At 58.5% G+C, this 13170-nt stretch carries 15 protein-coding genes and 1 pseudogene; 11 read left to right on the top strand and 5 right to left on the bottom strand.

Features of this window, described 5'->3' with window-relative positions:
- Position 1: 1 nt before the first annotated feature.
- The 3 genes and pseudogenes from CPter91_RS27175 to CPter91_RS12840 form a co-directional block, all read right to left on the bottom strand.
- Positions 2-139: a hypothetical protein gene (locus CPter91_RS27175; protein ID WP_205631687.1), complete on the bottom strand. Its 138-nt coding sequence runs from the start codon at positions 137-139 to the stop codon at positions 2-4.
- Positions 116-330, bottom strand: a pseudogene (locus tag CPter91_RS27340) (oxidoreductase); the annotation flags it as partial. The pseudogene CPter91_RS27340 and the gene CPter91_RS27175, both read right to left, overlap by 24 nt.
- A 48-nt stretch (positions 331-378) precedes the next feature.
- Positions 379-1119 carry an SDR family oxidoreductase gene (locus tag CPter91_RS12840; protein ID WP_061940845.1) on the bottom strand — a complete coding sequence of 247 codons (741 nt, stop codon included), beginning with the start codon at positions 1117-1119 and terminating at the stop codon, positions 379-381.
- Between the two features lie 167 nt (positions 1120-1286).
- Here CPter91_RS12840 and CPter91_RS12835 point away from each other — a divergent pair, with 167 nt between their 5' ends.
- The 4 genes from CPter91_RS12835 (at position 1287) to CPter91_RS12820 (ending at position 5362) form a co-directional block, all read left to right on the top strand.
- Positions 1287-2183 (top strand): LysR family transcriptional regulator, encoded by an 897-nt coding sequence (locus CPter91_RS12835; RefSeq protein ID WP_061940842.1) that lies wholly within the window; start codon positions 1287-1289, stop codon positions 2181-2183.
- 376 nt (positions 2184-2559) lie between these two features.
- Positions 2560-3270 (top strand): potassium channel family protein, encoded by a 711-nt coding sequence (locus CPter91_RS12830; RefSeq protein WP_061940839.1) that lies wholly within the window; start codon positions 2560-2562, stop codon positions 3268-3270.
- A 68-nt stretch (positions 3271-3338) separates the two neighbouring features.
- Positions 3339-4625 carry a TrkH family potassium uptake protein gene (locus CPter91_RS12825; protein WP_061940836.1) on the top strand — a complete coding sequence of 429 codons (1287 nt, stop codon included), beginning with the start codon at positions 3339-3341 and terminating at the stop codon, positions 4623-4625.
- A 77-nt stretch (positions 4626-4702) separates the two neighbouring features.
- A complete protein-coding gene (locus CPter91_RS12820) occupies positions 4703-5362 on the top strand; it encodes a class I SAM-dependent methyltransferase (protein WP_061940833.1) in 660 nt (219 codons plus the stop codon).
- A 29-nt stretch (positions 5363-5391) separates the two neighbouring features.
- On the opposite strand, the gene CPter91_RS12815 is transcribed toward CPter91_RS12820, so the two are convergent.
- On the bottom strand, positions 5392-5676 hold the full coding sequence (locus CPter91_RS12815) for a DUF4148 domain-containing protein (protein ID WP_061940830.1): 285 nt from the start codon (positions 5674-5676) through the stop codon (positions 5392-5394).
- A 342-nt stretch (positions 5677-6018) separates the two neighbouring features.
- Here CPter91_RS12815 and CPter91_RS12810 point away from each other — a divergent pair, with 342 nt between their 5' ends.
- The 3 genes from CPter91_RS12810 (at position 6019) to CPter91_RS26945 (ending at position 7326) form a co-directional block, all read left to right on the top strand.
- Positions 6019-6417, top strand: a complete 399-nt coding sequence (locus CPter91_RS12810) for a transposase (RefSeq protein ID WP_061940827.1) — start codon at positions 6019-6021, stop codon at positions 6415-6417.
- 63 nt (positions 6418-6480) lie between these two features.
- Positions 6481-7098 carry a TetR/AcrR family transcriptional regulator gene (locus CPter91_RS12805; RefSeq protein ID WP_061940824.1) on the top strand — a complete coding sequence of 206 codons (618 nt, stop codon included), beginning with the start codon at positions 6481-6483 and terminating at the stop codon, positions 7096-7098.
- Between the two features lie 60 nt (positions 7099-7158).
- On the top strand, positions 7159-7326 hold the full coding sequence (locus CPter91_RS26945) for a hypothetical protein (protein ID WP_167595165.1): 168 nt from the start codon (positions 7159-7161) through the stop codon (positions 7324-7326).
- A 55-nt stretch (positions 7327-7381) separates the two neighbouring features.
- Here the strand turns inward: CPter91_RS26945 and CPter91_RS12800 are convergent, their stop codons facing one another.
- On the bottom strand, positions 7382-8731 hold the full coding sequence (locus tag CPter91_RS12800) for an MFS transporter (RefSeq protein ID WP_061946186.1): 1350 nt from the start codon (positions 8729-8731) through the stop codon (positions 7382-7384).
- A gap of 233 nt (positions 8732-8964) precedes the next feature.
- On the opposite strand from CPter91_RS12800, the gene cyoA reads away from it, so the two are divergent.
- The 4 genes from cyoA (at position 8965) to cyoD (ending at position 13164) form a co-directional block, all read left to right on the top strand.
- A complete protein-coding gene (gene cyoA / locus CPter91_RS12795; RefSeq protein WP_061940821.1) occupies positions 8965-9894 on the top strand; it encodes a ubiquinol oxidase subunit II in 930 nt (309 codons plus the stop codon).
- Between the two features lie 135 nt (positions 9895-10029).
- On the top strand, positions 10030-12033 hold the full coding sequence (gene cyoB, locus CPter91_RS12790; RefSeq protein ID WP_061940818.1) for a cytochrome o ubiquinol oxidase subunit I: 2004 nt from the start codon (positions 10030-10032) through the stop codon (positions 12031-12033).
- Entirely contained in the window at positions 12026-12655 is a 630-nt protein-coding gene (gene cyoC / locus CPter91_RS12785) for a cytochrome o ubiquinol oxidase subunit III (protein ID WP_061940814.1), read from the top strand. Before cyoB ends, cyoC begins: the two co-directional genes overlap by 8 nt.
- Positions 12652-13164 carry a cytochrome o ubiquinol oxidase subunit IV gene (gene cyoD, locus CPter91_RS12780; protein WP_061940811.1) on the top strand — a complete coding sequence of 171 codons (513 nt, stop codon included), beginning with the start codon at positions 12652-12654 and terminating at the stop codon, positions 13162-13164. Before cyoC ends, cyoD begins: the two co-directional genes overlap by 4 nt.
- Positions 13165-13170: the final 6 nt, after the last annotated feature.

Below are 13170 nucleotides of genomic sequence, written 5' to 3'. Positions count from 1 at the left end.
ATCAGCCGACCACCTTCGGGTGCAGCAGGTCTTCCAAGCCGATGCGGCGAAACATCTCGCTGCGTACCCGGTCGGCGACGCCGTTGACGATTTCGCAGCCATCCTGCGAGGGATCGATGTGGCCGGCGTTATGGATCACGACGTCGAGCCGGCCGCAGTCGGCGATGATGCTGGCGATGCCGGCCTCGACCGAGGCGCTGGCGGCGACGTCGAGTTCGACGCTGCGCAGGCCTACGCCGTGCTCGACGGCATAACGGCATGGGCCAGGGCGCGCGCGGCGAGGGCGCCGAAGCCGCTGGAGGCGCCGCTAATGACGATGACTTGCTGCATGATGTTTTCCTTTCGTAGATATCGAAGAGAGACCTGTGGTTCCTGCGATCAGATGATGCCGCCGTTGGCGCGCAGCACCTGGCCGTTGATCCAGCCGCCGTCGGCGCCGGCCAGGAACGAGACTGTGGCTGCGATGTCCTGCGGTTGGCCCAGGCGTTCGAGCGGCGCCAGTTTGGCCAGGCGGTCGACCATTTCTTGCGGCTTACCGTTGAGGAACAGGTCGGTAGCGGTTGGCCCAGGGGCAACTGCGTTGACGGTGATGTTTTTGCCGCGCAGTTCCTTGGCCAGCACGCTGGTCATCGCTTCCACGCCGGCCTTGGTGGCGGCATATACACCATATGTAGGCTGCAGCAGGCCGACCACGCTCGATGAGAAATTGATGATGCGGCCGCCATGGCGCAGCCGTCTGGCGGCTTCGCGCAGGGTGTTGAAGCTGCCTTTGAGATTGATGGCGATCTGGCGGTCGAAAGTGGCATCGTCGGTGTCGGCGATGCTGGCGTTGAGCATGATGCCGGCATTGTTGACCAGCACATCGACTCCGCCGAAAGCTTGCTCCGCGGCGTCGAACATGGCGCGCACGGCTGCGGCGTCGCTGACGTCGGCCTGCACCGCCAATGCCTGGCCGCCTTGCTTGACCAATTGCTGCACCAAGGCCTCGGCGGCTGCGGCGCTGCCAGCGTAATTGACGATCACGGCAAAGCCGTCTCTGGCCAGGCGCAGCGCTACTGCGGCGCCGATGCCGCGCGAGGATCCGGTGACGATGGCTACTTGCTTGTTTGCGTTGTTCATTTAAAGCTCCTTGAGATCGGTTTAAGCGTTGCTGAAACCGCCCGTGGGTTGCCGGAAATCGGTTTGCCGGGCAGTGAGTACATCATGGCAGTTAATTTTCATTGGATAAACCAGCTTTAATTGCCTACACTGTTCCATATAAACTAACAATTGAGTCAGGCAGCCCTATGGATAAATTTGAATCCATGCGCATCTTTACGCGCATTGTCGAATTGAAAAGCTTTACCCGCGCCGCCGAGGACCTCGGCTATCCGAAGGCGACCGTGACCAACGCCATCAAGCAGCTGGAAGCGCGCTTGCGCGTGCGGCTGCTGCACCGGACCACGCGCCAGGTCAGCCCGACCTTGGACGGCGACGCCTATTACACGCGTTGCGTACAGTTGCTGGCCGATCTGGAGGAAACCGAAAACGTGTTTTCGCAAGCCGCCGCCAACCCCTCAGGCAAGCTGAGGATAGACATGCACGGCACGCTGGGCCGCCATTTCGTGCTGCCGGTGCTGGACCAGTTCTGCACGCGCTATCCGCATATCGAACTGCAGATCGGTATGGGTGATCGTCTGGTGGATCTGGTCAGGGAAAGCATCGATTGTGTGCTGCGCGTAGGCGAGTTGCAGGATTCGTCAATGGTGGCGCGGCGGCTGGCCAGCCTGGAGCAGGTGACCTGCGCCAGCCCTGCTTATCTGGAACTGCATGGAGAGCCACGGCACGTAGAAGATCTTGCCGCGCACCGCGCCGTCAATTTCTTTTCAGCGCAGACAGGAAAAATCTATCCCTTCGAATTCAAGGTAGATGGAGAAAGGCGCGAGATTGCCATCCCGGGCACGATATCGGTCAATAATGCGGACGCCTACAAGCAGTGCTGCGCATCGGGCTTCGGCTTGATCCAGGTGCCGCGTTATGGCGTCGCAGGCTTGCTTGCCAGCGGCGCCTTGCGGGAAGTAATGCCGGAATACCGGCCGCAGCCGTCGACCGTATCGGTGCTGTATCCGCATCATCGGCAGCTGTCGCCCAGGGTGCGCGTGTTTGTCGACTGGCTGGCGGCGGTGTTTGCTGCGGCGCGGTAAGTCAGGTTCTGGACATTCCAACTGCGATTTTTGAACTCTCCGAGGAGCCGATGTGGTAGCGTTGCACAACGATGAAATTGACAGAGATTGTACAAGGTCGGCCACATGAAAATCAAACATGCATGTCGGCGCTGTTTGTATTTAAAAACGGTTGTTCAGACTTCTCTGTGGGTAACGGGAACGTTATCGCGCATGAGAGGTAGGGGCACGCTTTTGCGCCTACCCTACATGCAAATATTTCTGTACCCATAGAAAAATCTGATGACTCAAAAAAATAATAGTGGTCAACGACTCTGGACAGGTATTTTTCAATGCATTCAATGCATTCAATGCGATATGACATCAATGATCACAAGCGGCAAGAGGAATTAATGCAATGGAAAATACTTTTGGCGCCAAACGTCAATCTACTACGTTCAAGCTGCCGATAAACAGACACAAATATGCCGTCATTGGCCTCGGCTCCTTCGGCAGCACAGTCGCCGTCGAGTTGGAGCAGTTAGGTAACGAGGTACTCGGGATTGACACCAATGAATCACTGGTCAGCCATCTTGCCGATCAACTCTCGCATGTTGCGGTTGCTGATGCAAAGGATGAGCGCGTGCTGCGGGATCTGGGATTGCCCGATTATGACGGCGTCGTCATCGCGATGGGACGCGACCTGGAGGCGAGTATTCTCTGTACCTTGGCAATGAAAAACGTTGGTGTAGGTAAGGTCTGGGTAAAAGCATCGACACCGGCGCATCACCTGATTCTTGAAAAATTGGGCGCTGATCGCATCGTTAATCCTGAATACCACGTCGGCGTCCATGTCGCACGCACCATGATTTATCCCCATGTGCTGGACTATATCGCGCTGGGCGACAATGATTATATTGTCGAATTCGATGTGCCAAAAGAATTGAATAACAAGCGTTTGAACGAACTGTCGTTGCGCGAGCGCTATCGCATCGAGGTGCTGGCCTTCAAGCGCGGCGACAAAGTATCCACCGCAGTATCTGCGGAATTCTTGGTGTCGCAAGGCGACCGCCTGATCCTGTTAGGCAGCATTACGGCACTACGCGCATTTTCACGAGATCAGCTTTGAAACACTGGTCCGTCCAATCTACGCGAGCTAACGTTGTTTCTCGCACCGTTCACATCCCGCCAACGGCAATGCTGGCGTTGTTATTCAGCGGTTTTATTTTGATCGGTACGGTCATGCTGAAGCTGCCAGCATCGACCGCACACCCGATACGCTGGCTGGACGCCTTGTTTACGGCTACTTCTGCAGTGACGGTGACCGGGCTTGCCGTAGTTGATACTGGTGCCGATTTCACGCGGTTTGGCCAGTTTATTCTCATGGTGCTGATCCAGTTAGGCGGATTGGGGATGATGACTTTCACCGTCATGGTGTTATCGTTGCTGGGGCAGCGGCTGAGCATACGGCAACAGATTCTACTAAAAGAAGATCTGAACCAGACTTCACTGGGCGACCTGGTGCGGATGGTGCGCATCATTGCTGTGGTGGTCATCACCACAGAAATTGTCGGTGCGCTGTTGCTCGCGATCCGCTTTGTGCCGCAATTTGGCTGGTCGGGCGGCTTGTTCTATGCACTCTTTCATGCGATTTCTGCATTCAACAACGCCGGCTTTTCTTTATTCCCAGACAGTCTGACGCGTTATGCAACCGATCCCTGGGTGAATCTGATCGTTGTCGCCCTCATCATTATCGGCGGCTTGGGTTTCAGCGTCTTAAACGAGCTGAACCAACGACGCCGCTGGACTTATCTCAGCCTGCACACGCGCCTCACGCTGGTCGGCACCGGCATCTTGCTGCTAGTCGGCACCGTAGGCTTCGCCAGCATGGAATGGCATAATCCACAGACCCTGGCCCAGCACGCTAGCGCCGCGGATCGTTTATTGATTTCATTTTTTCAATCCGTTACCAGTCGCACTGCCGGCTTCAACACGGTCGATATGGCATCAATGAAAGACAGTACCGCGTTGATGTTTCTAGTGTTGATGTTTATTGGCGGCGGCAGCACCTCAACGGCCGGCGGTATCAAGGTCACGACCTTCATGGTGCTGTGCATCGTGACATTTGCTTTCGTGAAGGGGTCGAACACGCCAAAAGCTTTCGGCCGTTCGATTTCGCCCACCGACGTGGTCAAGGTGCTGTCCTTGGTTTTTGTCAGTTCCACGATTGTCGTGCTGGGCACCTTTGTGCTGACGCTGACGCAATCGCAGCCGTTTTTTGATTTGTTATTCGAAACCGTTTCCGCCTTAGGCACCGTCGGTTTGTCCAGAAACATGACCGCTACACTCAACGACATGGGTCGCGTCATTATCATCGTCATGATGTTCCTCGGTCGCATCGGCCCCCTCACGCTTGGCATGGCGCTAGCGCGTGGTAGGGAGGATCGTATCCGCTATCCAACAGGGAAGGTTTTTCTTGGATGAGCTTGAGTCTGACGCACGCCAGCCGGGTCCCGGCTGGCGTGGTAAATTGGCTCCCCGCATAAAAGGAAAACCAAGCCATGTCCAGCCGCACGCTTAATATTGACGATACGCTGTATGACTATCTGCTCAGCCATTCTCTGCGCGAACATCCGGCGCAGACCGCATTGCGCGCAGCGACCCGCAGCCATGCCCGCGGCGGCATGCAGATCTCGCCCGAACAAGGGCAGTTCATGGCGCTGCTGGTGCGTCTGATGGGTGCGCGCAAGACTATAGAGGTAGGGGTTTTCACGGGCTATAGCGCGCTGACGGTGGCGCTGGCCCTGCCGGAGGACGGCCAGATCCTGGCCTGCGATATCAGCGACGAATACACGCGCATCGCGCGTCCGTACTGGGAGCAGGCCAAGGTCGCGCACAAGATCGATCTGCAGCTGGCGCCGGCGCTGGCGACGCTAGACGCCCGGCTGGCAGCCGGCGCAGCGGGGCAATACGATTTCGCCTTTATCGATGCCGATAAAAGCGCCTACGACGGCTACTACGAACGCTGCCTGCAGCTGCTGCGGCGCGGCGGCCTGATCGCCATCGACAACGTGTTATGGGACGGCAGCGTAGCGGCCCCGGCAGAGGATGCCGATACGGCTGCCTTGCAGGCGCTTAACCTGAAACTGCACAGCGACGAGCGCATCGACTTGTCGATGCTGCCGGTCGGCGATGGCCTGACGCTGGCGCGCAAGCGCTGAGCTTGCGGCCGGCGCGACAGCGGTCAATCTCATGCGCCGGCATAGATCGAGGCGCCGCCATCGTGCTGTGCATGTTCGTGCATTTGCGCCATCATCGGCTTCTGTTCTTGCGCAGCCGGCGTCGCGATGACTGGATAGCTGGTGTCGCTTTGCAGCAGCGTTCCCTGCGCCTCGGCCTTGGCGACCTCCTGTGTCACTTGCGCCCGGGTCAGGGTCGAAACGAAAGCCTGTTCAGGCGGATAGGGTGCTTCTGCGAAAGCTGAAGCGGCGGCGCCGAAGGCCAAGACTGTGAAAATCGTTTTTACGGTACGCATGATCGTTTCCTGAAAAGTTGAGAGGTGGCGACAGCGTTTCTGCCATCGCTGAGAAACAGTCTAGGCGTCGACCTCAAACGATCTGATGACACGGGCATGACAAATTTGTCATGCCTGCATCAACACGGCGGCAGCGATTCTAAATTAACAATTATTAACAATATATTATCAAGCAACTATGTAGAATTTGCGCCTAAAGGAGGCCGCGCAGCTTGTGCTGATCGCAGGTGACCTCCGCTTTTAAGCAACAAGACAGCCAATCTGGCGACGCTGTCGGGGCCAGCCGGTTTGCAGCACGGTCCGCATCGTCAATTCTCCCGGCGATAAATCTACGAGGACATCATGATTCTTCAGGACGACCAATGGCGACGACTGGAGCAACTGCTGTCGGCAAAGAGCGGATACTCGGAGACACGTGCGAAAAATAACCGTCAGTTCATCGAAGCGCTGTTGTGGCTGATCGGCAGCGAGCGCAGCTGGCACGAGCTGCCGGCCAGGTTCGGCAAATGGAATACGGTGTATGTGCATTTCAGGCGCTGGAATGCCGCGAATCTGTGGGACGAGCTGTTGGCAGATTTGCATGCAGACGACGAATTGCGTGCCGTAATAGAAAAAATCTGCGCCTACGGCAAGCAGCGCAATCTGAGAAGCAAGTACCGCTCTGGCATGACGGCCGCCGTTGCTGCAGAGGGGGATTCCGACCAGCACTGGCTGCGGCTGGTCGATGGCAGCTTGCCTTAGTCAAGCCGGATGCTGCGGCCGGTTGCTTTCCATTTCGCATGAGTGTGCTAATATGCAGACGCCATGAGCCAAACCAGCAAAAGCGAACTTACCTACGCCGCGATCGTCAATGCCTCCCTAGCCATCGCTGCGGCGGAGGGGATAGGCAAGCTGTCGCTGGGAGAAGTGGCAAAACAGCTGGATATCAGCAAAAGCGGGGTGTTTTCGCGGGTCGGCTCGCTGGAAGCGCTGCAAGAAGCGGCGCTGGAGGAATTTGACCGCCGCTTCAGCGCCGAAGTCTTCCTGCCGTCCATGGCCTTGCCGCGCGGCTTGCCGCGCCTGAGCTCCCAGGTGAAGGCCTGGATAGGCCGCGCCAGCGATCCGCGCGAAGTTGCCGGCTGCCTGTATATCGCCGGCGCCTTTGAATACGACGACATCGACGGCCCGTTGCGCGATCGCCTCCAGCGCGGCGTCATCCGCTGGCGCGCCACCATGCGGCGCACCATCATCCAGGCCATCGAAGTAGGGCATCTGCGGCCGGACAGCGATCCGGAACAGCTGATTTTTGAAATCTACAGCCTGATCGTCGGCCTGACCCACGATATCCGTTTCATGCGCGATAACGGCGCGGTGCAGCGCGTGCATAACGCCTATAGCCGTTTGATTTCCACTTACCGAAGCTTTAACTATCAGGGCGCGTAGCGGAGATGGCGCGGTTTTTTTTAATCTAAATTCGCACTATCGTGCGAAACTGAGGGTGCGATGATGATTTTTCTACTGGTAGGCGCCGGAGTCGGCGTGTTTGTGGGTGGCAGTTATCTGACGCGAACGCTGGGTTCGGTCCCCAACTGCAATGATGACTTCGATTTTTCCGATGTCGGACTGGAAGAGGGATACCTCGGCCGCAGCGGCTGGCGGACCGAGGATTAGTTTGCACGTAGCTGGCCGGCACGGCGGGGCGCGTCGTGCACAGCGGATCAGTCGTTTAGTCGCGTATCTCCAGCGCGCGGTTCAGGCTGAGCGCCGCCAGCGAGCAGGCCGCGCCCGACAGCAGGTAGAAGCTGACATACGCCAGGCCGAAGTGGGCGGACAGGCCGAGCGCCACCAGCGGCGCGAAACCTGCGCCGACCAGCCATGACAAATCGGAAGTCAGCGCGGCGCCGGTATAGCGGTACTTGGACGGGAAGTTGGCGGTAACCGCGCCCGCCGCCTGGCCGTAAGACAAGCCCAGCAAGCTGAAGCCCAACAGGATGAAGATATTCTGGCCCAGCTCGCCGCCGTTCATCAGCGTCGGCACGAAGGCGCTGAGTATCGCAATCAGGATCGCGCAGCTGCCAAGTGTGGTGCGGCGGCCGAGGCGGTCGGCAATCAGCCCCGAAGCGACCACGCCGACCGCCATCAGGGCGGCGCCTATCACTTGGATGATCAGGAAATCATGCACCGAGCGCATCGAATACAGGCTGATCCATGACAGCGGAAAGACCGTCACCAGATGGAACAGCGCATAGCTGGCGAGCGCGGCGAGGGCACCGATCAGCAGGTTGCGGCCTTGCGAGCGGGTCATTTCGATGACCTTGGTCGGCTCCAGTTCGCGCTCATCCAGCAGGCGGGCGTATTCCGGCGTCGACACCAGGCGCAGGCGGGCAAACAGCGCCACCACGTTGATGGCGAAGGCGACATAGAACGGATAGCGCCAGCCCCAGTCGAGGAAGTCTTCCGTGGTCAGGTTGCCCAGCAGGTAGGCGAACAAGGCGCCGGCGATCATGAAACCCATCGGTGCGCCCAGCTGGCCCAGCATGGCGTACCAGCCGCGCTTGTTTTGCGGCGCATTCAGCGCCAGCAGCGACGGCAAGCCGTCCCAGGAACCGCCGAGGGCGACGCCCTGGCCGATGCGCAGCAGCGACAGCAAAATGATCGAGTAGAAGCCGAGATGTTCATAAGTCGGCAGGAAGGCCATGCCGGCGGTGGAAATGCCCAGTATGAAGAGTGCGGCGGTCAGCTTGACCTCGCGGCCGAAACGGCGCTGGATGGCCATGAAGGCAATCGTGCCGAAGGGGCGGGCGAGGAAGGCGAAGGAAAAGATCACGAAGGCGTACAGTGTGCCTTCCAATTGTTGTTCAAACGGAAAGAAAACCGCCGGAAACACCAGGACCGAGGCCATCGCATACACAAAAAAGTCGAAATACTCCGAGGCGCGCCCGATCACCACGCCGATGGCGATTTCGCCCGGGGCTACTTCAGGGTGGTCGGATTTGGCACTGCGGACGTCTGCGGCAGACGCATGCGACGAGAGATTAGCGGAAAGATCGCCATTATGGCTATGGGAGCTGGTCATCATAATTTTGTCTCTAGTAGGTTTAGGTCTTTACTAATTATGGCCTTGCCTGCTGGCATGGCGACCCTACCCGACGCTTAGTGTGGCGTTTCGCACATAATCTGACGCTTCATTACATACGATTACATGCAAAATACTACACTGGCAAGGGTAGGACAAAACGTCCAATCGCCAACGCGCACCAGTCAGTGTACAGTACCACGATCTGATAGCTTCGACTGGACTTTTACTCCATGGTTTCCCTAATTTCTCGTCGCGGATTGCTTCTGCTGCCCGTCCTGTCCGTCGCCCTTCTGGCTGGCTGCAACACCGTCGTCATGAATCCGTCCGGCGATATCGCCTCTCAGCAGGGACGCCTGATCGTCGTCTCCACTCTCCTGATGCTGCTGGTCATCGTTCCGGTGATCGCATTGACCATCTGGTTTGCCTGGCGCTACCGGAAAAACAATACTGCCGCGCGCTACGAGCCGGACTGGGACCATTCCACGCAACTCGAACTGGTGATCTGGGGCGCGCCCCTGCTGATCATCATCGCCCTCGGCCTGCTGACCTGGATCAGCACTCATACCCTGGATCCGTATCGGCCGCTGTCGCGCCTGGATGCCGACCGGCCGATTCCGGCCGACACCAAGACCCTGACGGTCGAAGTGGTGGCGCTGGACTGGAAGTGGCTGTTCATCTACCCGGAACAAGGCATCGCCACCGTCAATGAACTGGCGGCGCCGGTCGATGTGCCGATCCATTTCAAGATCACCTCGTCGACGATCATGAATTCCTTCTTCATCCCGGCGCTGGCCGGCCAGATCTATGCCATGCCGGGCATGCAGACTTCGCTCAACGCGGTGATCAACCGTCCGGGCGAGTTTGAGGGCTTCTCGGCCAACTACAGCGGCGCCGGCTTCTCGGACATGCGCTTCAAGTTCCACGGCTTGAGCCAGGAAAATTTCGATCAATGGGTGGCGGCGCGCAAGACAGCCGGCGCTCATCTGAATCGTCCTGACTACCTGCAGCTGGAAAAGCCTAGCGAAAAAGAGCCTGTGCGTTACTACGGCTCGGTCGACAAGGATCTGTACCACGCCATCCTCAACCGCTGCATCGAACCGGGCCAGATGTGCATGGACCAGATGATGAGCGGCCACAAGATGGAACAAGCTCATGAGTAAGGGCCTGCACATGCAGCCAGGCCGGCAACCCATGCAAGCAATGGAAGTAATGCAACACTGGCAAGCAGCGCTCCGCTCTGCAAGCAGTGGCGCGCTGTCGGGCGCCACGTTTCCCTTTTTCACCGGAAAGTAACGATGCTAGACCATATCGATCTGACGAAGCTGATCTTCGGCCGTCTCACCTGGGAAGCGATTCCCTATCACGAACCGATTCTTATCGCGACCTTCATCATGGTCGCCCTCGGCGGCGCCGCAGTGCTTGGCGCGCTGACCTATTACAAGGTCTGGGGCACCTTGTGGCGCGACTGGTTCACCAGCATCGACCACAAGAAAATCGGCATCATGTACGTGGTGCTCGGCCTGGTCATGCTGCTGCGCGGCTTTGCCGACGCCCTGATGATGCGCGCCCAGCAGGCGTTTGCTTTCGGCGGTTCGGAAGGCTTCCTGCCGCCGCACCACTACGATCAGATTTTCACGGCGCACGGCGTCATCATGATTTTCTTCGTCGCCATGCCGCTCGTGACCGGTTTGATGAACTACGTGGTGCCGCTGCAGATCGGCGCGCGCGACGTTGCTTTCCCTTTCCTCAATAACTTCAGCTTCTGGATGACCACCTTCGGCGGCATGCTGGTGATGGCGTCGCTGTTCGTCGGCGAATTCGCGCGTACCGGCTGGCTGGCGTATCCGCCGCTGTCAGGCATCCTTGCCAGTCCGGATGTGGGGGTCGACTACTATATATGGGCCCTGCAGATTGCCGGGGTAGGGACGCTACTGTCCGGCATCAACCTGATCGCCACCATCGTCAAGATGCGCGCGCCTGGCATGAACATGATGAAGATGCCGGTGTTTACCTGGACTGCCTTGTGCACCAACGTCCTGATCGTCGCTGCCTTCCCGGTCCTGACCGCGGTGCTGGGCATGCTGTCGCTGGACCGTATCTTCGGCACCAACTTCTTCACCAACGACATGGGCGGCAACGCCATGATGTATGTCAACCTGATCTGGATCTGGGGCCATCCTGAAGTCTACATCCTGATCCTGCCGGCTTTCGGCATCTTCTCCGAAGTGGTCTCCACATTCAGCAGCAAGCGCCTGTTCGGCTACACCTCGATGGTGTACGCCACCGTGGTGATCACCATCCTGTCTTACCTGGTGTGGCTGCATCACTTCTTCACCATGGGTTCGGGGGCCAGCGTCAACTCGTTCTTCGGCATCACGACGATGATCATTTCGATCCCGACCGGCGCCAAGATCTTCAACTGGCTGTTCACCATGTACCGCGGCCGCATCCGCTTCGAGCTGCCTATGCTGTGGACCATCGGCTTCATGGTCACCTTCACCATCGGCGGCATGACCGGCGTGCTGCTGGCCGTACCGCCAGCTGACTTCGTGCTGCATAACAGCCTGTTCCTGATCGCCCACTTCCATAACGTGATCATCGGCGGCGTCTTGTTCGGCATGTTCGCCGGCATCAACTTCTGGTTCCCGAAAGCCTTCGGCTTCAAGCTCGACGACTTCTGGGGCAAGTGCTGCTTCTGGTTCTGGACCATCGGTTTCTATTTTGCCTTCATGCCGCTGTACGTACTGGGCCTGATGGGCGTGACCCGCCGCATGGGCCACTTTGCAGATCCGTCGCTGCAGATCTGGTTCCAGATCGCTGCCTTCGGCGCGGTCCTGATCGCGCTCGGTATCGCGTCCTTCATCGTGCAGCTGTTTGTCAGCTTCCGCCGCCGCGAATCGCTGCGCGACACCACCGGCGATCCATGGGATGCGCGTACGCTGGAATGGTCGACCTCGTCGCCGCCGCCAGACTACAACTTCGCCTTCACGCCGAAGGTGCATGACAACGACGCCTGGACCGACATGAAGGCCAACGGTTATACCCGTCCGCTGAAAGACTTCGTCGCCATCCACATGCCGAAGAACACGGCAGCCGGCTTCATCATCGCCGCGCTCAGCGCCGCGATCGGCTTTGCCCTGATCTGGCACATGTGGCTGGTGGCCGGCCTCGGCTTTGCCGCGATGATGGCTGCCATCATCGTCCACACTTTCAACTACAACCGCGATTACTACATCTCGGCGGACGAAGTCGTCCGTACCGAGGGTGAACGCACAAGATTGCTGGCTAGCCATGTCTGATATCACAATGAACACCAACGGCGCGGCTGACCCGAGCGCGCGCTTCTACGTCCGCGAACATCATCCGGAAAACGGCACCTTGCTGGGTTTCTGGCTGTACCTGATGAGCGATTGCCTGATCTTCGCCTGTCTGTTCGCCACTTACGCGGTATTGGGCCGCAACTATGCAGGCGGCCCGACCGGCGCCGAACTGTTCGACCTGCCGCTGGTAGCGATCAATACCTCGCTGCTGCTGCTGTCCTCGATCACCTACGGTTTCGCGATGCTGGGAATGCAGCGCAAGCGCAAGGGTGCAACGCTGGCGTGGCTGGCGGTCACCGGCATCCTTGGCGCCTGCTTCATCGGCTTCGAACTGTATGAATTCGCCCACCTGATCCACGAAGGCTACGGTCCGCAGCGCAGCGGCTTCCTGACTTCCTTCTTCGCCCTGGTGGCGACCCACGGCTTGCATGTCAGCTTCGGCATCGTCTGGCTGATCACATTGATGTTCCAGGTCAAGCGTCACGGCCTGACCCCGGAAAACGGCCGTCGCTTGATGTGCCTGTCGATGTTCTGGCACTTTCTGGACGTGGTCTGGATCGGCGTCTTCACCTTTGTCTATCTGATGGGAGTTTTGCCATGAGCGGCGGACATCAACAACACCCGGCCCGCGTTATCGGTCATGGCCACGATCACGATGACCATCACGGCCACACCCACGCCGACCACGGCAGCCTGAAGAGCTACACCACCGGCTTCATCCTGGCGGTGATCCTCACCGCGATTCCGTTCTGGCTGGTGATGGGCAAGGTCATCGACAAGTCCAGCACCCTGGGACTGGTGCTGCTCGCCTTCGCTGCCGTGCAGATCGTGGTGCACATGGTGTACTTCCTGCACATGAACACCAAGTCCGAAGGCGGCTGGTCGATGCTGGCGCTGATCTTCACGATCATGCTGGTATTCATCATGCTGAGCGGTTCCTTGTGGGTCATGTATCACCTGAACCACAACATGATGCCAGGCATGATGACGGATTCGTCGATGCACGAAACGGTGCCTGAGTCGATGCAGAACATGCCGGGCATGGACATGTCGACCATGCCGAAATCCCACGACATGCATGACATGCCCAACATGCAACAGACCCCGTAAAACCCT

It is taken from the genome of Collimonas pratensis, assembly GCF_001584185.1.
Classification (GTDB): domain Bacteria; phylum Pseudomonadota; class Gammaproteobacteria; order Burkholderiales; family Burkholderiaceae_D; genus Collimonas; species Collimonas pratensis.
This window is presented reverse-complemented; position numbering and strand designations above follow the sequence as displayed.

What these genes read in the sequence shown, in the direction of transcription:
- CPter91_RS12840 (WP_061940845.1), bottom strand. Translation starts at nt 1,119, where the DNA reads ATGAACAACGCAAACAAGCAAGTAGCCATCGTCACCGGATCCTCGCGC.
- CPter91_RS12825 (WP_061940836.1), top strand. Translation starts at nt 3,339, where the DNA reads ATGCTGGCGTTGTTATTCAGCGGTTTTATTTTGATCGGTACGGTCATG.
- cyoA (WP_061940821.1), top strand. Translation starts at nt 8,965, where the DNA reads ATGGTTTCCCTAATTTCTCGTCGCGGATTGCTTCTGCTGCCCGTCCTG.
- cyoC (WP_061940814.1), top strand. Translation starts at nt 12,026, where the DNA reads ATGTCTGATATCACAATGAACACCAACGGCGCGGCTGACCCGAGCGCG.
- CPter91_RS12810 (WP_061940827.1), top strand. Translation starts at nt 6,019, where the DNA reads ATGATTCTTCAGGACGACCAATGGCGACGACTGGAGCAACTGCTGTCG.
- CPter91_RS12835 (WP_061940842.1), top strand. Translation starts at nt 1,287, where the DNA reads ATGGATAAATTTGAATCCATGCGCATCTTTACGCGCATTGTCGAATTG.
- CPter91_RS12820 (WP_061940833.1), top strand. Translation starts at nt 4,703, where the DNA reads ATGTCCAGCCGCACGCTTAATATTGACGATACGCTGTATGACTATCTG.
- cyoD (WP_061940811.1), top strand. Translation starts at nt 12,652, where the DNA reads ATGAGCGGCGGACATCAACAACACCCGGCCCGCGTTATCGGTCATGGC.
- CPter91_RS12800 (WP_061946186.1), bottom strand. Translation starts at nt 8,731, where the DNA reads ATGACCAGCTCCCATAGCCATAATGGCGATCTTTCCGCTAATCTCTCG.
- CPter91_RS12805 (WP_061940824.1), top strand. Translation starts at nt 6,481, where the DNA reads ATGAGCCAAACCAGCAAAAGCGAACTTACCTACGCCGCGATCGTCAAT.
- CPter91_RS12815 (WP_061940830.1), bottom strand. Translation starts at nt 5,676, where the DNA reads ATGCGTACCGTAAAAACGATTTTCACAGTCTTGGCCTTCGGCGCCGCC.
- cyoB (WP_061940818.1), top strand. Translation starts at nt 10,030, where the DNA reads ATGCTAGACCATATCGATCTGACGAAGCTGATCTTCGGCCGTCTCACC.
- CPter91_RS12830 (WP_061940839.1), top strand. Translation starts at nt 2,560, where the DNA reads ATGGAAAATACTTTTGGCGCCAAACGTCAATCTACTACGTTCAAGCTG.
- CPter91_RS26945 (WP_167595165.1), top strand. Translation starts at nt 7,159, where the DNA reads ATGATGATTTTTCTACTGGTAGGCGCCGGAGTCGGCGTGTTTGTGGGT.